Source organism: Halobaculum rarum (assembly GCF_040025155.1).
Classification (GTDB): Archaea; Halobacteriota; Halobacteria; order Halobacteriales; family Haloferacaceae; genus Halobaculum; species Halobaculum rarum.
In genome coordinates this window covers 1,355,959-1,379,163 of sequence record NZ_CP157275.1, presented here as the reverse complement: position 1 = coordinate 1,379,163, position 23,205 = coordinate 1,355,959, and the positions used below count along the sequence as shown (strand labels likewise).

Annotated in this window: 22 protein-coding genes; 18 read left to right on the top strand and 4 right to left on the bottom strand. The window is 67.0% G+C overall.

The features are described 5' to 3' along the window. Positions 1–49: 49 nt before the first annotated feature. The 5 genes from ABJD39_RS07285 (at position 50) to ABJD39_RS07265 (ending at position 6,200) form a co-directional block, all read left to right on the top strand. Positions 50–1,672 carry an ABC transporter ATP-binding protein gene (locus ABJD39_RS07285; protein WP_348613508.1) on the top strand — a complete coding sequence of 541 codons (1,623 nt, stop codon included), beginning with the start codon at positions 50–52 and terminating at the stop codon, positions 1,670–1,672. A 53-nt stretch (positions 1,673–1,725) separates the two neighbouring features. Continuing rightward, positions 1,726–2,802: an ABC transporter permease gene (locus ABJD39_RS07280; RefSeq protein ID WP_348613725.1), complete on the top strand. Its 1,077-nt coding sequence runs from the start codon at positions 1,726–1,728 to the stop codon at positions 2,800–2,802. Further along, positions 2,799–3,848 (top strand): ABC transporter permease, encoded by a 1,050-nt coding sequence (locus ABJD39_RS07275; protein ID WP_348613506.1) that lies wholly within the window; start codon positions 2,799–2,801, stop codon positions 3,846–3,848. Before ABJD39_RS07280 ends, ABJD39_RS07275 begins: the two co-directional genes overlap by 4 nt. An 84-nt stretch (positions 3,849–3,932) precedes the next feature. Beyond that, positions 3,933–4,565, top strand: coding sequence for a GTP-binding protein EngB (engB, locus tag ABJD39_RS07270; RefSeq protein ID WP_348613504.1), 633 nt, complete (start codon positions 3,933–3,935; stop codon positions 4,563–4,565). A 162-nt stretch (positions 4,566–4,727) separates the two neighbouring features. Beyond that, complete coding sequence (locus tag ABJD39_RS07265) at positions 4,728–6,200, top strand: DHH family phosphoesterase (RefSeq protein WP_348613502.1); 1,473 nt, start codon at positions 4,728–4,730, stop codon at positions 6,198–6,200. Positions 6,201–6,235: 35 nt separating this feature from the next. Here ABJD39_RS07265 and ABJD39_RS07260 read toward each other — a convergent pair whose 3' ends face one another. Beyond that, positions 6,236–6,820: a HalX domain-containing protein gene (locus tag ABJD39_RS07260; protein ID WP_348613500.1), complete on the bottom strand. Its 585-nt coding sequence runs from the start codon at positions 6,818–6,820 to the stop codon at positions 6,236–6,238. A gap of 216 nt (positions 6,821–7,036) precedes the next feature. Here ABJD39_RS07260 and ABJD39_RS07255 point away from each other — a divergent pair, with 216 nt between their 5' ends. Continuing rightward, positions 7,037–7,768 carry an RAD55 family ATPase gene (locus ABJD39_RS07255; protein ID WP_348613498.1) on the top strand — a complete coding sequence of 244 codons (732 nt, stop codon included), beginning with the start codon at positions 7,037–7,039 and terminating at the stop codon, positions 7,766–7,768. 49 nt (positions 7,769–7,817) lie between these two features. Here the strand turns inward: ABJD39_RS07255 and ABJD39_RS07250 are convergent, their stop codons facing one another. Further along, a complete protein-coding gene (locus ABJD39_RS07250; protein WP_222921017.1) occupies positions 7,818–8,159 on the bottom strand; it encodes a winged helix-turn-helix domain-containing protein in 342 nt (113 codons plus the stop codon). A 214-nt stretch (positions 8,160–8,373) separates the two neighbouring features. Here ABJD39_RS07250 and ABJD39_RS07245 point away from each other — a divergent pair, with 214 nt between their 5' ends. The 12 genes from ABJD39_RS07245 to flaJ all read left to right on the top strand — a co-directional run bounded on the left by ABJD39_RS07245 (position 8,374) and on the right by flaJ (position 19,685). Continuing rightward, complete coding sequence (locus ABJD39_RS07245) at positions 8,374–8,955, top strand: archaellin/type IV pilin N-terminal domain-containing protein (protein ID WP_348613496.1); 582 nt, start codon at positions 8,374–8,376, stop codon at positions 8,953–8,955. A 2-nt stretch (positions 8,956–8,957) separates the two neighbouring features. Beyond that, complete coding sequence (locus ABJD39_RS07240; protein ID WP_348613494.1) at positions 8,958–9,557, top strand: archaellin/type IV pilin N-terminal domain-containing protein; 600 nt, start codon at positions 8,958–8,960, stop codon at positions 9,555–9,557. 56 nt (positions 9,558–9,613) lie between these two features. Next, positions 9,614–10,546, top strand: coding sequence for a DUF7500 family protein (locus ABJD39_RS07235; RefSeq protein ID WP_348613492.1), 933 nt, complete (start codon positions 9,614–9,616; stop codon positions 10,544–10,546). A gap of 106 nt (positions 10,547–10,652) precedes the next feature. Next, positions 10,653–11,015, top strand: coding sequence for a chemotaxis protein CheY (gene cheY / locus ABJD39_RS07230; protein ID WP_348613490.1), 363 nt, complete (start codon positions 10,653–10,655; stop codon positions 11,013–11,015). 2 nt (positions 11,016–11,017) lie between these two features. After that, positions 11,018–12,217, top strand: coding sequence for a chemotaxis protein CheC (locus ABJD39_RS07225; protein ID WP_348613488.1), 1,200 nt, complete (start codon positions 11,018–11,020; stop codon positions 12,215–12,217). Between the two features lie 7 nt (positions 12,218–12,224). After that, positions 12,225–12,764: a chemotaxis protein CheD gene (locus ABJD39_RS07220; protein ID WP_348613486.1), complete on the top strand. Its 540-nt coding sequence runs from the start codon at positions 12,225–12,227 to the stop codon at positions 12,762–12,764. A gap of 152 nt (positions 12,765–12,916) precedes the next feature. Next, positions 12,917–14,371, top strand: coding sequence for a FlaD/FlaE family flagellar protein (locus ABJD39_RS07215; protein ID WP_348613484.1), 1,455 nt, complete (start codon positions 12,917–12,919; stop codon positions 14,369–14,371). After that, on the top strand, positions 14,355–14,801 hold the full coding sequence (locus ABJD39_RS07210; RefSeq protein WP_348613482.1) for a hypothetical protein: 447 nt from the start codon (positions 14,355–14,357) through the stop codon (positions 14,799–14,801). Before ABJD39_RS07215 ends, ABJD39_RS07210 begins: the two co-directional genes overlap by 17 nt. A 1-nt stretch (position 14,802) precedes the next feature. After that, entirely contained in the window at positions 14,803–15,255 is a 453-nt protein-coding gene (locus ABJD39_RS07205) for a flagellar protein G (RefSeq protein ID WP_348613480.1), read from the top strand. A gap of 41 nt (positions 15,256–15,296) precedes the next feature. Next, positions 15,297–16,055, top strand: coding sequence for an ATPase domain-containing protein (locus ABJD39_RS07200; protein WP_348613478.1), 759 nt, complete (start codon positions 15,297–15,299; stop codon positions 16,053–16,055). A 204-nt stretch (positions 16,056–16,259) separates the two neighbouring features. After that, the gene (locus ABJD39_RS07195; RefSeq protein WP_348613476.1) at positions 16,260–17,927 is read left to right on the top strand and encodes a type II/IV secretion system ATPase subunit; all 1,668 of its coding nucleotides are present in this window, start codon (positions 16,260–16,262) and stop codon (positions 17,925–17,927) included. Positions 17,928–17,936: 9 nt separating this feature from the next. Then, positions 17,937–19,685: an archaellar assembly protein FlaJ gene (gene flaJ / locus ABJD39_RS07190; protein ID WP_348613474.1), complete on the top strand. Its 1,749-nt coding sequence runs from the start codon at positions 17,937–17,939 to the stop codon at positions 19,683–19,685. Between the two features lie 420 nt (positions 19,686–20,105). On the opposite strand, the gene ABJD39_RS07185 is transcribed toward flaJ, so the two are convergent. Continuing rightward, positions 20,106–21,956, bottom strand: coding sequence for a carbon starvation CstA family protein (locus ABJD39_RS07185; RefSeq protein ID WP_348613472.1), 1,851 nt, complete (start codon positions 21,954–21,956; stop codon positions 20,106–20,108). 255 nt (positions 21,957–22,211) lie between these two features. Further along, the gene (locus ABJD39_RS07180) at positions 22,212–23,195 is read right to left on the bottom strand and encodes an ArsA family ATPase (RefSeq protein ID WP_348613470.1); all 984 of its coding nucleotides are present in this window, start codon (positions 23,193–23,195) and stop codon (positions 22,212–22,214) included. Positions 23,196–23,205 lie beyond the last annotated feature (10 nt).

The following is a 23,205-nucleotide window of genomic DNA, read 5'->3' as shown; positions in this document are numbered from 1 at the left end:
CGGTCGATTTCTCCATGATCGAGGTTTGCTATGACTGACGTATCCCACTATGACCGGTAACCAAGCAACGCCAGCTGTCCGACTCGACGGCATCACCAAGCGGTTCGGCGATGTCGTCGCGAACGACGGGGTCGACTTCACGCTCGAACGGGGGTCGGTTCACGCCCTCCTCGGCGAGAACGGGTCCGGAAAGACGACGCTGATGAGCGTGCTCTACGGGCTGTACGACCAGAACGAGGGGACGATCGCCGTCGACGGCGAGGAACGGACCTTCGACTCGCCGCGAGACGCGATGGACGCCGGGATCGGCATGATCCACCAGCACTTCCAGCTCGTGGGGCCGATGACCGTCCTCCAGAACGTCGTCCTGGGCCACGAGCCGACCGACCGCGGCCTCGTCGACGAGGGGGCAGCGCGCACGGAGATCGAAGCCATCTGCGACCGCTACGGCTTCGACGTCGACGAGCACCTCGACGAGCGCGTCGTCGACCTCGACCTCGGCGTGCGCCAGCGCGTCGAGATCGTCAAGAGCCTCTACCGGGGCGCGGAGGTGCTGATCCTCGACGAGCCGACGGCGGTCCTCACGCCGCAGGAGGTCGACTCGCTGATCGACGTGATGTCGGATCTCGCCGCAGACGGGCGGTCGCTCGTCTTCATCACGCACAAGCTGGACGAGGCGCTGTCGGTCGCCGACGAGGTCACCGTCCTCCGGGACGGCGAGGCGGTCGGCACCGTCGACGCCGCGACCACCACCGAGCAGGAGCTCGCGCGGATGATGGTCGGTCGGGAGGTGCTGTTCGAGCGCCGTCCGCGCGAGACCGAGCCGGGCGACCCGATGCTCCACGTGGAGGGGCTCCGCGTCACCGGCGACCGCGGCCTCGAACGGGTCAGCGACGTGGACCTCGCCGTCCGCGAGGGTGAGATCCTCGGCGTCGCGGGCGTGCAGGGCAACGGACAGACGGAACTGGTCGAGGCGCTCACCGGGCTTCGGCCCGTCGACTCGGGCACCGTCGTCTTCGACGGCGACGATGTCACCGGAACGAGTCGTCGCGGGCGGATCCGGGAGGGGCTCGTCTACATTCCGGAGGATCGGCAGACGGAGGGGCTGGTTCAGGACTACGACCTGGTTCGGAACGCGTTGTTGGGCAACCAGACCGTCGAGCCGTACGTCACCCGTGGACTCATCGACTGGCCGACGGTCCGCGAGCACGCGAGCGACATCGTGGACGAGTACGACGTGCAGCCGCCGACCGTCGACGTCGAGGCGGCCTCGCTCTCGGGCGGTAACCAGCAGAAGTTCATCGTCGGCCGCGAGATCGAACACGACCCGGACGTCATGGTCGCGGCACACCCCACTCGCGGGGTCGACATCGGCTCCATCGAGTTCATCCACGACCGCCTGCTCGATCTCCGTGACGAGGGGCTCGCGGTCCTGCTCGTCTCCTCGAAGCTGGAGGAGATCCGTACCCTCTCCGACCGTATCGCGGTCATGTACGAGGGGGAGTTCATCGACACGGTCGACCCCGACGCCGTGACCGACGAGGAGCTCGGCCTGCTGATGGCCGGCAGACGCCTCGACGACGGCGGCGCTGCCGGCGAGGGCGGCCACGCCGCAGCCGACGCCGGCGGGACCGGGTCCGCGACGGCCGCCGACTCCGAGGTGGAGCGGTGAGCGACGCCGACCCCGGCCGAGGTCGGGCGGTCCTCGACGCGGCGGCCGCCCGGATGCTGGACGCGACGGTGCTCCAGCGGCTCGGGATCGCGACCGCCTCGACCGCGCTCGCACTGGCGATCGGTCTGGTCGCCGTCACGCTCTCGGGATACGACCCGGTCGCGTTCCTGGCGAACGTCGCCGAGGGCGCCTTCGGCGACGCGAACGCCGTCGCTCGGACGTTGCGGTTCACGACGATATTCGTCCTCGTCGGCGTCGCCGTGGCCGTCGCCTTCCGGGCCGGCGTGTTCAACATCGGCGTGCAGGGGCAGTTCGTCGTCGGCGGGTTCGCCACGGTGATCGCCATCCTCCAGTTCGCGCCGCTGTTGCCCGGCGGCACCGTCGGCGGCCTCGCGTTGCTCGTGGTCGGTACGGTCGCCGGCGTCGTCGCGGGCGGCCTCTACGGGGCGCTCCCGGGCGTACTGAAGGCGTACGGCGACGCCAACGAGATCATCACGACGATCATGCTCAACTTCATCGCCGTCGGCGTCGTCGGCTACCTCGTCGAGGGGCCGCTCCGCGGCGAGGGGAACCGGGCACCCAACACCGCCCGGATCCCGGAGTACGTCGGGTTGCCCTCGATCGTCTTCGACAGCCCCGACTTCTCGCTGGTCGGGCTCGCGGTCGCGCTCGTCGTCGTCGCGGTCGTCTCGTTCCTCATGGTCCGGACGCGGATCGGCTACGACATGGTGACCAGCGGTCATCAGGCCGCGGCCGCGACGTTCTCCGGCGCCGACGCCCGGCGGACCGTCGTCACGACGATGACCCTCTCCGGGATGGTCGCCGGCGTCGCGGGCGCGATGTTCGCCGTCATGATTCAGGGGTACTACAGCGACCCGAGCGGGGTGGCGACGTACGGCTTCGACGCCATCGCCGTGAGCCTCCTCGCGGCGAACAATCCGCTGGGAGTCGTCCCCGCCGCGCTGCTGTTCGGCGGGCTCGACTCCGCCGGGACCCACATCGGTATCAACAGCGACGTGCCCCCGCAGCTGATCGACGGCGTCGTCGGGCTCGTCGTCCTGTTCGTCGCCGCCCCGGAGCTGTTCCGGATGGCGGCCCGTCGGACCGGTCTCGGGGGTGAGAACCGATGAGCGTCGCCGGCTACGTCGAGCGCAACCGGTTCCGGATCGGGGGCGTCCTCGCGGCGCTCGTGCTCGCGGCGGCGCTCGCGGTCCTGCTGGACCTGCCGGTCGTGAGCATCGTAACGGTCGGCTTCGTCGAGCGCTCGATCCAGGCGGCCACGCCCATCGCGCTGGCGGCCATCGGCGGGCTGTACGCCGAGAAGAGCGGCGTGTTCAACATCGGCCTCGAGGGGTTCATGATCCTCGGCGCGGCCAACGCGGCGGCGTTCGTGTGGCTCATCGGCGGCGAGTCGCCGACCCAGGGCGACCTCTGGATCGCCGTCGTCGCCGCGGTTCTCGCGAGCCTCGTGTACACGCTACTGTTCGCCGTTCTGCTGATCCGGTATCGGGCCGACCAGATCGTCGCGGGCCTCGCCGTCTGGTTCATCGGCCTCGGGTTCGGACCGTTCTCGGCGGTCCTGATCTGGGGCAACCGCAACAGCCCGGGACTGGTGAGCGTGAACGACGTGACGGTGCCGGTGCTGGCGGAGTTGCCCGTCCTCGGACCGATCCTCTTCGACACGTCGCCGTTGGTGATGCTCACCGCGGTCGTCGCCGTCGTCGCCTGGGTGGTGCTGTACCGGACCCGGTACGGCTACTGGATCCAGGCGGCGGGCGAGAACCCCGAGGCGCTGGACACCGCGGGCGTGAACGTCGCGCGCGTCCGCTACGCCGCGGTGATCTTCTCTGGCGCGATGGCGGGGCTCGCGGGCGCGGTGCTGCTCGCACACGCCGGGTCGTTCACCGGGACGGGGGACACGATGGTGAACGGCCGCGGCTGGATCGGTATCGTCGCGTACCTGTTCGGCAACTACAACCCGCTCGGTGCGGCCGCCGCCGCGCTCCTGTTCGGTGGGCTGGACATGCTACAGATCCAGTTCCAGACGGCCGGCATCGAGCTCTCGAACCGGCTGGTCAACCTCTTCCCGTACGTCGCCGTCGTGGTGGTGTTGACCGTCTGGGGCTCCACCCGGATGCCCTCGGCCGTCGGGGAGTCCTACGAGAGCGAGGAGTGAGCGTCTCCTGCCGGCGAGGAGTGACTCCCGCCCGCCGGGGCCTCACCCGCGTCGCTTAACCGGCCTCTCGTCCAACCGAACGCTATGACTTTCGAGGGGCGACCGAACCGGGACGCCGAGGTGGTGCTCGTCGGGCGCTCGAACGTCGGCAAGTCGACGCTGATGCGCGAGTTGACCGGCCACGACGTGTCCACGGGCAAGAAGCCGGGCGTCACGCGCAGGCCGAACCACTTCGACTGGGCGCCCCAGTCGTTCATGTTCACCGACCTCCCCGGCTTCGGGTTCATGACCGGCGTCGAGGAGGGCAAGCGCGAGGCGATCAAGACCGACGTGATTCGGTACATCGAGGACAACGCGGACTCGATCATCGCGGGCGTGCTCGTCGTCGACGGGAAGGCCGTGATCGATATCATCGACCGCCACAGCGACGCGGGCGATATCCCCCACGACGTGGAGCTGTTCCAGTTCCTCCAGGACGTGGACGTGGCGCCGGTCGTCGCGGTGAACAAGATGGACAAGGTTGACGACCGCGACGAGCGGCTGAACGAGCTGTGCGAGCGGCTGGGGCTGTACCCGCCGTGGCAGCAGTGGTCCGGCGAGGGCGGAACGATCGCGCCGATCACCGCGAAGAAGGGCTCCATCGAGCCGCTGAAGGAGGCGCTGCGCGGTCACTTTCGCGAGGCGAAGCGGGACGACCTGCTGCAGTTCGTGAAGTAGTCGTATTCGCCGTGTCTGTGTGTGGTCGTTGGTACAGCACTCTGCGGTAACAACGAACCCGAAATTCCCCTCCCCGCCACGCGCCCTCCGCTGCACGCGTCCTCGCTGCCGCTGTCGGAGTGCGAGTGTTTATCCCGCAGAACGCCCCACCCTCCCACAGCAATGGCCAGCGCGGACGCCGACGAAACGCGGTCGGAACCGGACGAGAGGGACGGCTTCCCCGTCCCGGAACTCCGCGAGCGCGCCGAAGCGTGCGCCGCGCGCCTCCGCGAGGCCGGCGAGTTCCTCCTCTGTTCGCACATCGACGCCGACGGCCTCACCAGCGCCGCGGTCGCGACGGCGGCGTTCGAGCGTGCCGGCTTCGACTTCGAGACGGCCTTCTTCAAGCAGCTCGACGCCGACGCGGTCGCCTCCATCGCCGCGACCGACTACGACGTGGTCTGTTTCACCGACTTCGGCAGCGGCCAACTCGACGTGATCGCTCCCCACGAGGAGGCCGGCGATTTCGCCCCCGTGATCGCGGACCATCACCAGCCTGCAGAGGCAGAGACCGAATATCACCTGAACCCACTCCTCGAAGGGCTCGACGGCGCCAGTGAGCTCTCCGGCGCGGGCGCCTCCTACCTCCTCGCGCGCGCACTGGGCGACGCGACCGGGACGGACAACCGCGATCTCGCGGCCCTCGCGGTCGTCGGCGCGGTCGGCGACATGCAGGACGGGGACGGCGGGCTCTCGGGCGCCAACGAGAGCCTCGTCGCCGACGCGGTCGCCGCCGGCGCGCTGGAGGAAGTGACCGATCTGGCGCTGTACGGCCGCCAGACTCGCCCACTGCCGAAGCTGCTGGAGTACGCCAGCGAGGCCCGGATCCCGGGTATCTCGAACGACCAGGCCGGCGCGATCGAGTTCCTCTCGGGACTGGACGTCCCGATGAAAGACGGAGACGGCGAGTGGCGCCGGTGGGTCAACCTCGACGCCGACGAGCGCCGGACGGTCGCCAGCGCGCTCATCCGACGCGCCGTCTCCTCTGGCGTCCCCAGCGAGCGCGTGGACTCGCTCGTCGGCACCACCTACGTGCTCGCCGACGAGGAGCCCGGCACCGAACTGCGCGACGTGAGCGAGTTCTCGACGCTGCTCAACGCCACGGCGCGCTACGAGCGCGCCGACGTGGGGCTCGCGGTCTGTCTCGGCGACCGCGAGGAGGCGCTCGACCGTGCTCGAACCCTGCTTCGGAACCACCGCCGGAACCTCTCGGAGGGGCTCCAGTGGGTCACGAACGAGGGCGTCGAGCGCGAGGAGAACGTTCAGTGGTTCGACGCCGGCACCAGGATCCGCGAGACCATCGTCGGCATCGTGGCCGGAATGGCTGTCGGCGCCGACGGCGTCTCAGCCCGCAAGCCGATCGTCGCATTCGCGGACAAGGGGGACGGCGAGACGAAGGTCTCGGCGAGGGGAAGCGGCTTCCTCGTGGGACAGGGACTCGATCTCTCGGCGGTGATGCGGGAGGCAAGCCGCGCCGTCGGCGGTGACGGCGGCGGACACGACGTCGCCGCGGGCGCGACGATCCCCGCCGACGAGCGCGAGGCGTTCCTCGGGGCGGTCGACGAGCTCGTCGGCGAACAGTTGGACGGCGAGTGAGTGCGTTCGTCGTAGGGCGGAGGGCGACCCCGAGATCAGGCCGACTCGGATGTGGACGTGGACGACGAGCCGAGATCGCGGAACAACATCCGGTAGTCGTCCGGCGAGAACGCGGCCGCGAGGTCCTCCATCTCCGACTGCAGCGAGTCGATGCTGTCGAGTAGATCCTCGTACTCCGGCGAGGAGCGGAGTTCGGCCGGGGTCCGCTCGGCCTCGAGCACCGCCCGTTTCGTGACCAGCGAGGCGGTCCGCTGGAGCGTGTCGTCGTACTGCGCACGCGTCCCCAGGCGCTCGACGGCCGATTGGATGTCGTCGCGGGTCGCGGGTTTCACGAGGTATAGGTCGAACCCCATCTCGACGATGTCGACGTCCGGCTCGACGGCGGTCACCATCGCGACGCGACAGTCGAGGCCACGCCCGCGAATCGCCGCGAGCACGTCCGCCCCGGAGGTGTCCGGGAGCCGCCGGTCGAGGAGGACGGCGTCAGTCGAGTCGTCGACGAGATCGAGCGCCTCGGCGCCCGTGTTTGCGACCGTGACGTCGTAGGTTCCCGAGAGGTAGCCGCAGTATAAGTCGGCCACCTCGGGTTCGTCCTCGACGATGAGCACGCGCCGTGTCACCGTAACTGACCCCCGACGTGCTCGATCCCGCCGTCAATCATATTCGTCAACCGGATGTGTTTGTGCTTAAAGCTATCGCACACAGATCCGGCCGCAGAAAGCTGTTACTGTGTATATGTGTTCGATTGGACATTTGCGGCGGCGCGGATCCGGCCGCGTTCACGGCACCGGTACACGGCGGAACCGTTTTCATTTATGAGGACGGCGGATACCAATATGGTAGCCACTGTTCCGACCGGAATTGACGGACTCGACTCCGTTCTCAACGGCGGTCTCGTCGAGAACGCGACGGTGCTCGTGAGCGGAAACCCCGGGACGGGAAAGTCGATCTTCGGGATTCAGTACCTCTACGAGGGCGTCACGGACTACGACGAGCACGGCATCTACATCTCCTTCGAGGAAAACGAGGAGGACATCCGGCAGGCGGCCGAGTCGATCGGCTTCGATCGCTGGGGCGACCTCGTCGACGATGGCTCGATCAAAGTGTACGACAAACAGCACATGCTCCGGGAGGGCGATTTCTCGTCGGCGCTCGACACGCTGCTCGAGGACTTCGCGAACGCCTCCTACGATCGGCTGGTGCTCGATTCCCTTACGATGTTCTCGCTGTTCTTCGACGACGAGAAGCAGAAGCGCACGTACCTCCTGAAGTTCTCGGACATCCTGAAGCAGAACGGCCTCACCTCGCTGCTCATCAACGAACAGGGAGCGGTGTTCCCGGAGACGGAGATCGGGCTGGAGAACTTCCTCACCGACGGAAATATCTACTTCATCCAGACGCCGACTGACTCCGGCGTCAACCGCTACGTCTGGGTGGCGAAGATGCGCAAGCAGGATATCGATACGGATATCTTCCCGATGGAGATCGGGGAGGGCGGGATCAAGGTGTATGAGCGCGCGGGCGGCTTCTCGATGATGGGCCGCGACAGTCCCGACGGCGGGTTCTGAACGGCGCTCGGTCGAGGTCGGGGAGGCGCGACGGCTGTCAGGCCTCCGATCACCCGTCGGTCATCGTCCGCCACACGTCGTCGAGTTTGTTCTTCACCTCGGAGCGCTCCTCCAACTCAACGGTCAGCCCGTCGCGGAAGGTCACGTTTACGCCGTCGACGCACCGCCGGTACACCTTGATTCGGCGGTGTTCGTCGGAGAGGGGACGGTCGTGTAGCTCCAACAGTTCGGTGTCCTCCAGTTCGTTGATCCGGCGGTAGCAGGTGGCGATCGGTACGTCCAACTGATCGGACAACTCCTGTGCTGATTTCGGTTCACCCGCCGCGTCGAGGATCTCGGGGTTGTACTTGTTCCCCAGCACCTCGATGATCTCTTCGTCGTCCGCAGACATAGATCTCAATACTGAGAGTGTGTGCAATAAGCGTACCGCCTCGAATCCGCTTCTGTCTCCCGAATTTTTGTTCCCCCCTCTGTCGATATCTTTCTCGATAGTCTCCACATAGTTATCTGTTCTGATAGCTAGCGCCGCAGATTTAATACACGATCCCGAGTCGTCGGCGCCACCGCCCGGCCCGCTATGGGCTTGGGACCGAGAGAACCACACAATGTTCGAATTCATCACGGACGAGGAAGAGCGCGGGCAGGTCGGAATCGGGACGCTCATCGTGTTCATCGCGATGGTACTGGTGGCGGCGATCGCCGCCGGCGTCCTCATCAACACCGCGGGATTCCTTCAGAGCAAGTCACAGGAAACCGGACAACAGAGTAGCAAACAGGTCAGCGACCGCCTGCAGGAGGTCGTGACTGTCGGACAGGTGTCCGGCGACCAGGTCACGGCAGTGAACGTGACGGTGACGCAGGCACCCGGCGCCGGCGAGATCGACCTGAAGAACGCGACGATCAACTGGGTCGGACCGAGCGGAACCGAGACGCTGGTCCACGACCAGGCGTCCGGCACCGATTGGAAGTTCAACACCACGGCGGTGAAGAACACCGACGACTCGACGACCGTACTCAACGACCCGGACGACCGCTTCAACATCAACTTCGACCTCGCCAGCGGGCCCGGTAACCTGGATGAGGGGCAGTCGGTGACGATCAAGATCAACACGATGGCCGGCGCGACCACGAGCATCCGCTTCACGGTGCCCGAATCGCTCGGCCAGAAGAGCGCGGTCGAACTGTAACCATGTTCGAGTTCATCACGGACGAGGAAGCGCGCGGGCAGGTCGGTATCGGGACGCTCATCGTGTTCATCGCGATGGTGCTGGTGGCGGCGATCGCCGCCGGCGTCCTCATCAACACCGCCGGCTTCCTTCAGAGTAAATCGCAAGAAACCGGACAGCAGTCCAGTAAACAGGTCAGCGATCGCGTCCAGGAGGTCGTTACCACCGGGACGGTCGATCAGGAGAACAACACCATCACCGCGGTGAACGTGACGGTGACACAGGCGCCCGGCGCCGGCGAGATCGATCTGGAGAACGTGACGATCACCTGGGTCGGTCCGGACGGCACGTTCATCCTCAACCACGATAACGCCAGCACGCAGGTCGACGACTCGTTCACCACGTCGGTCGTGAAGAACGCGGAGGGTTCGTCGACCGTGCTCAACGACCCTGACGACCGCTTCAGTATCAACTTCGATCTCTCCGAGGGGAGCGAAGATCCGAGCCTCCTCACGGAAGGTGACGAAGTGACGATCAAGATCAACACGATGTCCGGCGCGACAACGACCATCCGCTTCACGGTGCCCGAGTCACTCGGGCAGCGACAGGGTGTCGAGCTGTAACCCGGTCCGTTCGATCGCGACTACACTTTTTACCGCACGCCACAGAACACCGAGCCATGAGCGACGACGCGCCGCGCGGGAACCCCAGTGTCGACCCGGACGATCTCGACATCTCGAAAAGCGAGTACGTCCGCGAACTGGGCGACGACCGGTACGTCGTCTCGCCCGGCCGCCGTCAGCCGCAGCAGCCCCCGGCGGAGAACCGTTCCGACAGTGCGGAGTCGGAGCACGCGTCGGAGGACACGAGGACGACCGCGACGACGGACGCCGCCGCGGATGACCCCGGGGACCCCGACGTCGCCTCGACCGCCGAGTCCGTTCGCGAGGGGCTCTCGCCGGCGGAGGGTCCCGGAGCCGCCGATACGGAGGCGAACGCGGCGTCATCGACGACGCCGTCGAGCGGGCGAACGCCTCCGACCGAACACGATCCCAGCGAAGACGCTCCTATCGGTGACGTCGACGATTCGCCCCGGGCCTCGCAGTCGGCAGCCACGAGTGTCGACGACGGCCTTCCAGGTGACCCGACGAGCGATGACGGAACCGACGGCGACGACTCCGCAGCCGCGTCCGAACGGCCCGCCTCCCACGCTCGACGGGGCGCCCCGCGTGGAGAGGCAGCCGGTTCGTCGTCTGATCTCGACGCCGGCGCGGTCGGTGAGTGGCTCGCCGCCTCCCTTGCCGACACCGAGTTCGCGTACGGCTTCGACGCGACGCTGTCGCTCGACGGTCGCACGGCGCGCCACCGGATGGCCTCCGACGACGTCGGGGAGACCTTCGAGACGCTCGCTACCTGGTTCGCGGACGCCGCTGGCGGCGACACTGCCACCGAGGACGCGCTCGGGATCCTTCTGGCGGGGATGGGCACCGCCCCGCGACTTCCGCCCAACGCCGTTCGGTCCGCGCTCGCCGGACTCGGCGTCTCCCGTGACGACTCCGTCGAGGACGTGCTCGCGGCAGTCGACGAGGCCGGCGGACTTCGGTTGGAGTAACTCGTCCGGACGGCGACGCGCCGCTGACGCTTCGGCGCCGTCCGGTTTTCACGGCTGATAGTCGCGGGGATGCGTTTATCATCGCCGCCGGGCCGGTATCGGCTATATGCCGACTAGCGTGCTGATCGCGGACGACTCGGAGTTCATGCGGAACCTCCTGCGGGAGATCCTCGAGGGCGAGTTCGAGATCGTCGGCGAGGCCGAGAACGGCGTGGAGGCGGTCGACCTCTACGGCGAACACGCTCCCGACATCGTGATGATGGATATCGTCATGCCGATCCGAAACGGGATCGAAGCGACCACCGAGATCACGGAGGATCACCCCGACGCGAGCGTCATCATGTGCACCAGCGTCGGACAGGAGGAGAAGATGAAAGCCGCGATCAAGGCGGGCGCCGAGGGGTACATCACGAAACCGTTCCAGAAGCCGAACGTGCTCGAAGCCATCAACGACGTCGTCCCCGCGTAGGGATGTACGTCGACATCCAGTCGCTGGGGGAGTTCTCCGATCTCGCGAGTCAGGGCGCCGACCGAGCGGCGGACGCGCTGGGACAGCTCGCCGGCGCGAACGTGTACGTCGACGTGACCGACGTGACGCTGATGGCCGCCGGCGACCTGCGCGAGTCGTTCGCCGGCCGGGAGTTCGTCGGTGTCGAGATCGGACTACAGGGAGGGATCAGCGGCCAGACCGTGTTGGCGTTCGAGTTGGACGCCGCCGAGAGCCTCGTCGAGCGGCTCATGCCCGGCGGCGGCGACGGCGAGTTCGTCAGGAGCGGCGTCACCGAGGCGGGCAACATCATGACCTCGGGGTTCATCGACGGCTGGGCCGACCACCTCGGCGTCGGCATCGACATGACGCCACCCGCGTACGTCCGCGCCTCGGGGACCGACATCCTCCCGGACGGCGTGTTCGACGACGACAGACAGGGCGTGTTTATGTTCGAATCGCAGGTCTCCTCGATGGACGAGGACCTCGAGTTCGCGATCTACATGCTGCCCGAGTACGCCGGGTTCACCGACATGCTCGGCCACGACGGTCCCGTCGGCGAGGCCGGCGACGCGGTCCCGGTGAACAAGCTGCCGACGTTCAACCGGATGACCGAGCAGGGCGCCGCCTCCGCCGCCGACAACATCACCATGATGACGGGCACGGAGACCGACGTTGACGTGTCCCGACTCCGGTTCGTCCCCGTGCAGGACGTGCCCGCAGAGTTGGGAACGGAGACCGTCGCCGGGACGGTGTTCGAGCTTCACGGCGACCCGAGCGGCTACCTCGCCATTCTCTTCGACGAGGCGTCGGCGGAGGAGGTCGCGGGCGGGATGATCCCCACCGAGACCGAACCGGGGATCGGGGACGTGGAGAAGGGGGCGCTCCGGGAACTCGGCAACATCATGACGTCGGGGTTCATCGACGGCTGGGCGAACGTGCTCGGTACCAGCATCGAGCACACCCCGCCGCAGTTCGTCCACGACATGGGCTCGGCGGTGATGAGTCCGCTCGTGACCCGGCTCGGGAAGACGCAGGACCACGCGTTCATCATCGACTCGACGGTCCGAACCCCGGACGGCAACGTGCGGTGCGACATCTACGCTCTCCCCGACCAGCGCGAGCTGGCGGCGGCGCTGGATCGTATCGAACCGGCGGCGACCGACGGCGGGCTCCCCCGGTGAGGCGATCGTGAGCCCGACCGATTCGTCGAGCGCGGGCGCGCCGTCGGTACCACCGACGTCCGAGCAGTCCGCGCCGCGACTGAAGGTCGGACTCTCGGACGCGGTCGTCGCCGATGACGGTGCGGTGCTGGTCACCAGCGGGCTCGGGTCGTGTCTCGGCGTCGCGCTCTCCGATCCGAGCGCGGGTGTCGGCGGGCTCTTACACGCGATGCTTCCGGCGGCCGACGACCGACCGGGCGCGCCCGAGAAGTTCGTGGTCGACGGTATCGACGCGACCGTCGCTGCGATGGTCGACGCCGGCGGCGACCCCGACGAACTCCGCGCGAAGATCGCCGGCGCCGCCGAGATGATCGAGTTCAACGCCACCGGCGCGGACGGGTCGGTCGGCAACCGCAACGTCGCCGCCGCGGAGGCGGCTCTCAGCGAGCGCGGTATCCCCGTCGACGGAGCCGACACCGGCGGCGACCGCGGACGGTCGCTCCGGTTCGACACCGCCACCGGTACGCTCCACGTCTCGTACGCCGGCGGCGAGACGATCCTGTTGTAGGGTGGACTCGCGGTCGACGTTCGATCAGCACACGGTCACGTTCTCTAGGCGCTGCAGCCCCGATATCGGGCGGGAGGTCAGTCGTACAACTGTTATCGAGCACGATAATCCGCGGAGTGGCTTTAAGTTCTGTTCGGGGGTGTTCAGGCGTAATGGGTCTCCTCACCGCGCTACCGGGAGCAGGAGTCGGCGGGATCCCAGGGGCCGACGCGACACTCCTCGTCTCGTTCGGGCTCTTGGGGGCCAGCCTGCTCGATCGCTTCCGCGACGGCGACGACGGGCCCGGGGACGTCGACGACGACGGCGACGATCTGCTCGGCGGCGACGACGGCGCGTTCGGCGGCGCCGACGGCGGCGACGACGACCTCGGTGACCTCGGCGGCATGGACGACTGGGACGACGACGACCCCTTCGGCGGGGACGAGGGCGGCGGCGACGACGGCGTCGCCGAGCTCGAGAAGCGCGTCGACGACCTGGAGAACGAAGTCGCGAGCCTCTCCTCGACGGTCAACACGGTTCGCTCGGAGAACGAGGAGATCTCCGGGAAGGTCGAGGACATGGGGGAGGACGTCCGCAGCCTGCTCGACATCTACGAGATGGTGACGCGGGGGATCAACCCCTTCGTCGACGACGTGCAGGGCGGCGGCGGCGACTTCGGCGGCGAGGGCGGCTTCGGACTGTTCGACGACGCCGACGGCGAGGAGGAGAGCGAGGACGATCTCGACGAGGACCTCGCGAGCGCCGACGCCGAGGGGTTCTTCGACGAGGATCTCGCCGGCGATGAGATGGACGATCTCGAAGAGGACCCCGACGACGACGGAATGGACGATCTCGACGAGATGGACGAGGCGGACAGCTTCGACGACGACCTCGACGGCTTCGGGGACGACGACGCGGATGACACTGATTCAGACACCATGGCGACCGACAACGGCGGCGGAAAGAGTTTCAGTGAACTGAAAGACGAGTACGAGTCGGGCGACGCCGACTGGGACGGGGACGCCGCCGAGGCTGAAGCCGCGGCCGACGAGACCGGGGGCCCTCTCGACGCGCTCGACACTGAGCCGGAGTCCAACGGGCACGACGAGACCGGCGCCCTCGGAACGGGGGGCGGGCCGGAGCCGGAACCCGATCCGGACCCGGCGCCCGAGTCGACGGCCGGGCCGACGGACCCGAGTCGCCGCGGCGCCGGGGTCGACGAGAACGGCGGCTTCGAGTTCGTCGAGGAGGACGATCTCTCCGACGAGCCGGACAAGCCGTACCTCACGAGTCTGCCGGGCGACTACGTGGGCGACCTGATGGTGATGGAGTGGCTGGAGTTCCTCGTCGAGGAGTCGACCACCACCGACGCGGTGCGCGCGGTCAACTACTACGAGCGCGTCGAGTGGATCGACGAGGAGGTCGCCGACCAGCTCAAAGGGTTCCTCTCGGGCTTCGGCGACATCGACCGGAACCTCATGGATCGCCCCGGGACCGACCACCTCGATCTGGACCACCACACGCGGTCGCTCAAGTACATCATGCAGTTGACCGACGCCACGGCCGAATCGGTCGTCATCGACCGGTGGCCACAGCTCTCTGGGGGCATGCATGGGCATCAGCGTTAGTGCCTCCGCGGGCGTCGTCTTCCTCGGCGTGTTCCTCGCGGTCGGTATCGTCTACCCCGCCGCAGCCAACGGCTTCGAGCAGGTGAGCGACGCGCGCCACGACGCCGCCGACCGCGCGCTCGCACAGGCGAACACGGACGTCACCGTGACGAACGCGACGTACAACACGACCACCGGGACGCTCGTCGTGAACGCCACCAACGACGGCACCACGACCGTCGACGTGAGCGACACGACGCTGCTCGTCGACAACGAGATCCCGGCGCCCGCGGACACGACCGTCGCCGTCGAGGGCGACACCGGCACCGACGTGTGGCTGCCGGGCGAGACCGCGCGCTTCGAGGTCGACCTCGCGAGCGCGCCGAACCGCACGCAGGTCGTCGTCGATCACGGCGTCCGCGACGCGAGCGATGTCGTCGAGGTGAACTGAGATGGCGGGCGGGAGCGCCGCCGAACTCATCCTGTTCATCGCGGCCATCGTCATCGCGGCGTCGGTCGCCGGCACCCTGACGAGCGAGGTCGACCGCGTCAGCGACGCCATCTCGGCGAAGTCGCTGGACGTGGCCGGCGAGATCCGCGCCGACGCGGAGATCGTCTCCGACGCCGGCGCGCAGGTGTACAACCGTTCGGGCAACGAGAACGTCACCATTCACGTCCGTAACACGGGTGCATCGGATCTCCCGGCGGATCCGGGGACGGTCGACGTCCTCCTCGACGGCGAGTATCAGACCGGCGTGAACGTCTCCGTTGTCGGCGGGGGCGACACCTGGCACCGCGGCGACGTGGTCCGCCTCGAGTTCTCCGCGCCGGACCTGCCCGACGGCGACCACCGGCTGAAGCTGGTCGTCAGCGGCGACGAGGAAGTGTTCCGCTTCAGAAGCTAAGCTGCACCACACTACCCACCTCCCACAACTCACCTCTCACAATGTCACGAGCACAACAAAACACGCTGCTGTCGATCGGCTTGCCCGAGCGCGACCAACTGAACAAGGAGCTCGGCGGGGGGATCCCGCGCGGCTCCATCGTCCTCATGGAGGGCGATTACGGCGCCGGGAAGTCCGCGCTGTCCCAGCGGTTCGCGTACGGCCTCGTCGACGAGGGCGCATCCGTCACCATGTTGTCGACGGAACTGACCGTCTCGGGGTTCATCGACCAGATGTACTCGCTGCGCTACGACGTGACGAAGCCGCTGCTCGACGAGGAGCTGCTGTTTCTCGCGGCCGACTTCGACTCGGGCGGGAACTTCTCCGACACCGATGCCGACCGAAAGGAACTGCTCAAGCTCCTGATGGAGGCGGAGACGATGTGGGACTCCGACGTGATCATCCTCGACACGTTCGACTCGATCCTCCGCAACGATCCCACCTTCGAGGCGCTCGTCCGCAACAACGACGAGCGGCAGGCCGCCCTCGAGATCATCTCGTTCTTCCGCGACATGATCTCCAGCGGGAAGGTGATCGTCCTCACAGTCGACCCCTCGGCGGTCGGCGACGACGCCATCGGCCCGTTCCGCTCCATCGCCGACGTGTTCTTCGAGCTGCAGATGGTCGAGGTCGGCTCCGACGTGCGTCGCAACATCTCCGTCAAGCGCTTCGCCGGGATGGGCAGCCAGGTCGGCGACTCCATCGGCTTCTCGGTACGCTCGGGTACCGGGATCGTCATCGAGTCGCGCAGCGTCGCCTGACCGGGTGTCGCCGCCCGCGGACGCGCTCTTGCGCGTTCGTACACACTGCGCGTTGTTATCGGCGGTGATAGCTCGCGGGGAGGGTTTAAGACTCGTTCGCGGGTGTGTCGTCGTAATGAGCAGCACCCTCGCTGGGAGCCGGGGGCGCGGTGCCGTCACGTCCGACGGCGGACGCCGGTCGTCGCCGGCACGGAGGTGTATTCGATGACAGACCAAGGACAGGCGAACCCCTCGAGCGAGCTGAAGCAGCTGGCCATGAAGCGCCCGCACCTGCGTGAGCACCTGCAGAAGTTCAAACAGATCACGGGCGAGTTCCCGATGTTCGTCGACGAGGTCGAGGGCGAACACGAGGCCCGCCGTCCGAACGTGTTGTACCCGGTCGGCGGCCCGATCTTCTGTCACGTGTACGGCGACTTCGGGCAGGACACGAAGTACTACACCGTCGAGCCGACGCTGTCGGGCGCCGAAGAACAGGTGCTCGACACGGTGAAATCGAAGCTCCTGCGCCAGAGCGGCCACAAACCCGCGCCGGAGGGCGAGTCGGGATACGACGATCTGATCGAGGAGCTGTTGGAGGATGTTACCGCCGTCACCGAGGAGCAGGGGCGACGCAACGTGCTCTCGTCGATCAAGAACTTCGGGCGCGTCGAGGTGTCCAAGCAGACGTACGACAACATCCGCTACCGGCTCAACCGTGATATCGTCGGCTTCGGGCCGCTGGAGCCGGTCATGCGCGACCCGGAGAACGAGGACATCCACGTCATCGGGCCCAAGGAGTGCCACGTCGACCACGGCGTCTTCGGCATGCTGGAGACGACCGTCGACTTCGGCACCCCGACGGAGTTCGATAACTGGCTGCGCAACATGGGCGAGCGGATGGGCGACCCCGTCTCCGACTCCAACCCCATCATCGACTCGACGCTGCCGGACGGCTCGCGTATCAACATCATCTACTCCGACGACGTGTCGATCAAGGGCTCCTCGCTCACCATCCGCCAAGGCGACGAGGTGCCCCTCTCGATCAACCAGATCACGAAGTGGGGGACGCTCAGCCCCGAACTCGCGGCGTACCTCTGGCTGTGCCTGGAGAACGAGCAGACCGTCTTCGTCGTCGGGGAGACGGCGTCGGGGAAGACGACGACGCTCAACGCCGTCCTCTCGTACATCCCGCGGGACTCGAAGATCTACACCGCGGAGGACACCGCGGAGGTCATCCCGCCGCACAGCACTTGGCAGCAACTGCTTACCCGTGAGGGCGACGGCGGCGACTCCAACAGCGTGGACATGTTCGACCTCGTCGCGGCCGCCCTGCGCTCGCGCCCCGACTACATCATCGTGGGGGAGGTCCGTGGTGCGGAGGGTCGCATGGCGTTCCAGGCGGCCCAGACGGGCCACCCGGTCATGCTGACGTTCCACGCCTCCGACATCGTCTCGATGATCCAGCGGTTCACCTCCGAGCCGATCAACGTCCCGGAGACGTTCATGGACGTGGCCGACGTGGCGCTGTTCCAGAACCGCGTCAAGCAGGGCGACGACGTGTTGCGCCGGGTCACCTCGGTACAGGAGATCGAGGGCTACTCCAAGGAGATGGACGGCGTCGTCACCCGGCAGGTGTTCGACTGGGACCCCGTGGAGGACGAGATCGTCTTCCGCGGGCGCAACAACTCCTACGTGCTCGAAGAGCAGATCGCGACGCTGCTGGGGTACGCCGACACCCGTGACATCTACGACGACTTGAGCTTCCGCGCGGAGCTCATCGAGCGGATGATCCAGGAAGGGATCCTCGGCTACCACGAGGTCAACGAGGCGATCACCTCCTTCCAGCGCGACGGCGTCGACGGGCTCCCCTTCGACATGCACCGCACGACCTGAGCGCCGCGTATGAGCACGAACAGCGCGTCCGCGTCCGACTTCTTCCCCGACTCCGCAGCGGAGCTCGCGGCGGATCTCGTGGAGTCGTACGACGCGCTGGACATGTCCAAGCGGAAGTACGTCGGCTCCATTCTGGCGCCCTCGGCGGCGTTCTTCCTGCTCACGATCGTGGGCGCGTTCCTGCTGCCGCTGCCGCTGACGGTCCGCCTGCCGATCCCTGCGCTCGGGATCTTGATACTCGTCGCGGCGGTCTTCTACCCGAAGCTCTACCTCAACGGACGACAGGTGGCCATCGAGAACCAGCTCCACCTGGTGATGACGCACATGACGGTGCTGTCGACGACGAACATCGACCGAATGGAGGTGTTCCGGACGCTCGCGACCGAGGAGGAGTACGGCGCCGCGGCCGCCGAACTCGCGCGCGTCGTCCACCTCGTCGACACGTGGAACCAGTCGCTCGACGACGCGCTGCGTCGCCGGGCGAAGGAGGTTCCCTCGGACGTGTTCTCGGACTTCTTCGATCGGCTCGGCTACACCATCGGCGCCGGCCAGACCCTCGACGACTTCCTGCTGTCCGAGCAGGACGCGGTCATCCAGAACTACATCACGGTGTACGAGGGCGCGCTGGCGAACCTGGAGGTGATGAAGGACCTCTACATGTCGATGATCCTCTCGATGACGTTCGCGCTGGTGTTCGCCATCGTGCTCCCCATCCTCACCGGTGACAACCCGACGCTCACCGTCTCGGCGGTCATCGTCCTGTTCATGCTGGTGCAGCTCGGCTTCTACGTCGTCATCCGGGCGATGGCTCCCCACGACCCCGTCTGGTTCCACTCCGAGGAGGGGGCCCCCTCGGACTTCCGACTGTGGGCCAGCTTCGCGGTCGGCGTCTTCGGCACGGTCGCGCTCGTCGTCTTCGTCGGCGCGGGGCTGTTCAACGTCGGACCGGGCCTGCGGGGGCTGCTCTTCTTCCTCGAGGACATCCCCCTTGCGCTGTACATCTGCGTCCCGATCTCCCCGATGGCGATCACCGGGGTGATGCTCCGGTTCGAGGAGCGCAGCATCGAGGAGCGGGACGGGGAGTTTCCCTCGTTCATCCGCGCGCTCGGCGCCGCCGAGTCGGCCAAGCAGTCGACGACCGGCGACGTGCTCGCGACGCTCCACCAGAAGGACTTCGGCGCACTCACCCCGGCCATCGTCCGCCTGTACCGCCGGCTCAACATCCGGATCAGCTCCGAGCAGGCGTGGTACACCTTCGCGACCGACACACGCTCGTATCTCATCCAGAAGTTCTCCGACATGTATCTCGAAGGACGGTCGATGGGCGGTCGGCCGAAGCTGCTCGGGGAGCTCATCTCCCAGAACATGAACACGGTCATGCAGCTGCGCGAGCAGCGCCGGCAGGCGACGGTGACGATGATCGGACTGCTGTACGGGATCACGTCCGCCTCCGCGTTCGCGTTCTTCATCGGCCTGCAGGTCGTGAACATCCTCGCGGATCTGTCCCAGCAGTTCAACATCACCAACGCCGGCGGCGTCGGCAAGATCATCTACGCCGGGGTGTACGACATCGCGCTCATCGAGTTCCTGCTCTTGCTCGTCATCCTGTTCAACGCCGTGCTTTCGTCGGTGATGATCCGCACCATCGACGGCGGCAACAAGGCGAACGCGTACCTCCACTTCGTGCTCATGACGTGGCTCGGCTCGGGCGTGGCCATCTTCACGAAGCACCTCGTCAGCACGATTCTCACGATATGAACGGCCGGAGTCGACGAACAGCCGGATACCGGGCTGTACCCAGTGTCCGTCGCTGTGGCTCTTCGCTGGGACTCCGCGCGGAACGGTTATATCGCTGTGACACCGATGCGCAAACAGCGGCGGTAACGGGGCTACGGGAGTCGACCGCCGTCGGGTCGCGGCGAAGCCATGGGTAGGGACCTGGCGTTCGACGCGTCGACCCGGCCGGGCGCCTCGATTTGAGGCGTCCGGGTGGTCCGTATCTGGTTCTCGGCGAGCGCGTGCTCCGCCGAGCCGTCGGCGTCACGTCACACTCGGACCGCCGGCGCGTCGACGGGGCCGCCGCTGGCCGTCGAGCGCGTCGAAAAATGGACCCGACCGCCGCGGCAGTCGGCCGTTCAGTCGTCTGCCTGGCCTCCGTCGGAACTCGTTCCGACGAGTTCAGGAATCGCGTTGCGATTCCCGACCGCCGTCGGCGGCGACCGCGCCGCCCGTGCCCCTGCGGGCCTCCTTGATGTTCTTGTACCCTATCTTCACCAGGGACAGCGCCAGGTAGATCAGGGTGAACGCGAGGGCGATCTGGACGACCGCCGACAGCATCGCGAAGGCTCCGGCCTCGGCCATCCACGCGTCGTTGAGGAACTTCGCGTAGACGTTGTCGTGGAGCGCGAGCCACAGCAGGCCGAGGACGGTGATCGTCACCATGATCACCATCGGGCCGCCCGTGGAGATGAGCTGCTTCGAGTCGCTCCAGTTGGCCAGCCACACCGTCGCGGTGAGCAGCGCCAGCGCCGCGAGCAGCTGGTTCGCGCCGCCGAACAGCTGCCACAGCGTCAGCCACGAGCCGCTCGTGATGAGGACGTACGCCGGTACCGCCTGCACGACGGCGTTGCCGTATCGGTCGGCCGCGACCGACTCGATCGACGACTCGGGGGTTCCGATGATCTCCTCCATCATGTACCGCCCGAGGCGGACGGCTGTGTCAGTCGACGTGAGCAGGAAGCTCACGAGCACCAGCGCCATGAACGGGCCGCCGAAGGAGGTCGGGATCCCGAAGCTGGTCAGGATGATCCCGCCGCCGGTTGCGAACGTCGGCAGCGCGAGGCCGATACCGCCGCCGACCTCGGGTGCGACGAGCGCGACGGTGATCAGCGCGACGGTAGCGAGGAGACCCTCGCCGAGCATCCCGCCGTAACCGATGGCGCGCGCGTCGGTCTCCTTGTTCAGCTGCTTCGAGGTGGTCCCCGACGACACCAGCGAGTGGAACCCGGAGATGGTCCCACACGCGATGGTGATGAACAGCAGCGGGAACAGCGGCGCGCCGGAGCGGCCGATGAACCCGTACCACGGTTCGAGCTGCGTCACGAGCGGCTGGCTCGGCGTGATCGCGCCGATGCCGAGCGCGCCGCCGAGCGTGCCGACGATGATCGCCAGGAGCGCTCCGCCGACCCCCGTGTACAGGAGGAACGACGAGAGGTAGTCACGGGGCTGCAGCAGCACCCATACCGGAAGCGCGCTCGCGAGCGCCCCGTACAGGAGGATGATCGGCACCCACGCGGCGGTGTTGGAGCCGAGGGCCCCCGCGCCGGGGATCCACGAGCCGCCGCTTCCGAGCAGCACGAACGTCTGAGCGGGCGCGCGTGCGGCCGGCTCGAACAGCGCGACCGGGTACAGCGTGCCCACGTACACGCCGACAAACATCGCGGCGACGAACGCGATCGTCCCCGCGATGAACGAGAGGTTCAGCTGATACAGGTACACGCCGAACAGCACAGCGAGCCCGATGTAGATCAGGCTCGCGGTCGCCGCCTCGGGATACGCGTTGAACACGATCGCCACGACGAGCGCGAACACTGCGACGACCAGGATGATCGTGAGGAACGCGAACCACAGCAGCATGTTCTTGCCGCGTTCGCCCACGTACTCGCCGATGATGTACCCGATCGACTTCCCCTCGTGTCGGAGGCTGGCCGACAGCGAGACGAAGTCGTGGACCGAGCCCATCAGCGGGTTGCCGATGGCGATCCACAACAGCGCTGGCACCCAGCCCCACACCACACCCGCGGTGATGGGGCCCACGATGGGCGCCCCGCCAGCGATACTCGAATAGTGATGCCCCAAGAGTACCGGCTTCTTCGCCGGAATGTACTCCTGTCCGTCCTCGTATTTGTGTGCCGGCGTCTCGCGGTCGTCGTCCAGTTCGACGAACTGTGCGAGATACCGTGAGTACCCGAGGTACCCCGCACTGAACAGTACGAGCACCCCGATCACCAGCCACATTGCTGCCACCATGCTTGTTACCTCGTCACAGTCGTGTGTAGAATGAATATAAAAACATTAACCTTCGACGGCGGACTGTCGGCGTCGAAACGACCAGTTCCCCACCCTGAACGGTCGTTCTCTCTTCGTTTCTTACCTTTCGGATCTGGATTTTGTGGGAACTTTGCCGTTGAATACTTTGTGGTCCCACCCCGCGGCTCGCGCGCACTCCACAATACTCTCACGCGCGATCGATTGCGACGTGTGATCGTCCCGTCCGACGACGGGTCACCCCGAACGGTCTTGCGGGGTCGCGGGTGCGGCGGTGTCGATGTCGAGTTCGGCGGCGACCTCGGTGAGGAAGTCACCTTTCACCTCCTCGACGCGGGTCTCGATCTCGGCGACGACGGGCTGGTCGAACTCCTCGCGGAGGGTTCGGAGGTGGGCGTCCTCAGTCGTGACGCGGTCGCGGAGATACCGCGCGCCGCGCCCGTTCTCGTCGTCGTCGGGTTCGGGCGTAAGTCGGTTCACCGCGAGCCCGCGGACGGCGAGCCCGCGGTCGGCGAGCCCCTCGACCGCGCGACGCGTCTCCCGAACCGAGAGTTCGTCGGGGTTGACGACGAGGAAGAACGCGGCGTGCTCGCGTAGCGTCTCGCCGGCGTACTCGAAGAACTCCTTGCGCTCGCGCAGCCGCGCGAGGATCGGGTCGCCGTCCATCACCCGTCGGGGCTCGTTGTTGCCGATCGCGGCCTTCTCGAACAGGTCGATCGATCGTTCGCGCTTGCGCGTGAGGCGGTCGATCCACCCCTCCAAGAAGTCCGGAAGCCCGAGCAGCCGGAGCGTGCCGCCGGTCGGGGAGGTGTCGAAGACGACGCGGTCGAAGTTCTCGCTGGAGCGCATCACGTCGACGAACCGGTCGAACAGCGCGGCCTCGTAGGCGCCGGGCGTCTGGTGGGCCATCTCGATCTGGCGGTCGATCTCGTTGACCAACGCCGCACTCACCTGGTCGCCGAGCGCTCGTTTCGTCTCCATGAGGTGGTGTTCGACCTCCTCGTCTGGGTCGATCTCCATCGCCCACAGGCCGTCGCGACCGTCCACCGCCTGCGGCTCGTCGCCGAACTGCTGATCGAACACGTCCGAGGTCGAGTGGGCCGGGTCCGTCGAGACGACGAGCGTGTCGAGGCCGGCGTCCGCGCACTTGACGGCGTACGCCGCCGACATCGTCGTCTTGCCGACGCCGCCTTTCCCGCCGAAGAACACGAACTTCTCCATGTGTGTGTCT

What these genes read in the sequence shown, in the direction of transcription:
- ABJD39_RS07285 (WP_348613508.1), top strand. Translation starts at nt 50, where the DNA reads ATGACCGGTAACCAAGCAACGCCAGCTGTCCGACTCGACGGCATCACC.
- ABJD39_RS07280 (WP_348613725.1), top strand. Translation starts at nt 1,726, where the DNA reads ATGCTGGACGCGACGGTGCTCCAGCGGCTCGGGATCGCGACCGCCTCG.
- ABJD39_RS07275 (WP_348613506.1), top strand. Translation starts at nt 2,799, where the DNA reads ATGAGCGTCGCCGGCTACGTCGAGCGCAACCGGTTCCGGATCGGGGGC.
- engB (WP_348613504.1), top strand. Translation starts at nt 3,933, where the DNA reads ATGACTTTCGAGGGGCGACCGAACCGGGACGCCGAGGTGGTGCTCGTC.
- ABJD39_RS07265 (WP_348613502.1), top strand. Translation starts at nt 4,728, where the DNA reads ATGGCCAGCGCGGACGCCGACGAAACGCGGTCGGAACCGGACGAGAGG.
- ABJD39_RS07255 (WP_348613498.1), top strand. Translation starts at nt 7,037, where the DNA reads ATGGTAGCCACTGTTCCGACCGGAATTGACGGACTCGACTCCGTTCTC.
- ABJD39_RS07250 (WP_222921017.1), bottom strand. Translation starts at nt 8,159, where the DNA reads ATGTCTGCGGACGACGAAGAGATCATCGAGGTGCTGGGGAACAAGTAC.
- ABJD39_RS07245 (WP_348613496.1), top strand. Translation starts at nt 8,374, where the DNA reads ATGTTCGAATTCATCACGGACGAGGAAGAGCGCGGGCAGGTCGGAATC.
- ABJD39_RS07240 (WP_348613494.1), top strand. Translation starts at nt 8,958, where the DNA reads ATGTTCGAGTTCATCACGGACGAGGAAGCGCGCGGGCAGGTCGGTATC.
- ABJD39_RS07235 (WP_348613492.1), top strand. Translation starts at nt 9,614, where the DNA reads ATGAGCGACGACGCGCCGCGCGGGAACCCCAGTGTCGACCCGGACGAT.
- cheY (WP_348613490.1), top strand. Translation starts at nt 10,653, where the DNA reads ATGCCGACTAGCGTGCTGATCGCGGACGACTCGGAGTTCATGCGGAAC.
- ABJD39_RS07225 (WP_348613488.1), top strand. Translation starts at nt 11,018, where the DNA reads ATGTACGTCGACATCCAGTCGCTGGGGGAGTTCTCCGATCTCGCGAGT.
- ABJD39_RS07215 (WP_348613484.1), top strand. Translation starts at nt 12,917, where the DNA reads ATGGGTCTCCTCACCGCGCTACCGGGAGCAGGAGTCGGCGGGATCCCA.
- ABJD39_RS07210 (WP_348613482.1), top strand. Translation starts at nt 14,355, where the DNA reads ATGGGCATCAGCGTTAGTGCCTCCGCGGGCGTCGTCTTCCTCGGCGTG.
- ABJD39_RS07205 (WP_348613480.1), top strand. Translation starts at nt 14,803, where the DNA reads ATGGCGGGCGGGAGCGCCGCCGAACTCATCCTGTTCATCGCGGCCATC.
- ABJD39_RS07200 (WP_348613478.1), top strand. Translation starts at nt 15,297, where the DNA reads ATGTCACGAGCACAACAAAACACGCTGCTGTCGATCGGCTTGCCCGAG.
- ABJD39_RS07195 (WP_348613476.1), top strand. Translation starts at nt 16,260, where the DNA reads ATGACAGACCAAGGACAGGCGAACCCCTCGAGCGAGCTGAAGCAGCTG.
- flaJ (WP_348613474.1), top strand. Translation starts at nt 17,937, where the DNA reads ATGAGCACGAACAGCGCGTCCGCGTCCGACTTCTTCCCCGACTCCGCA.
- ABJD39_RS07185 (WP_348613472.1), bottom strand. Translation starts at nt 21,956, where the DNA reads ATGGTGGCAGCAATGTGGCTGGTGATCGGGGTGCTCGTACTGTTCAGT.
- ABJD39_RS07180 (WP_348613470.1), bottom strand. Translation starts at nt 23,195, where the DNA reads ATGGAGAAGTTCGTGTTCTTCGGCGGGAAAGGCGGCGTCGGCAAGACG.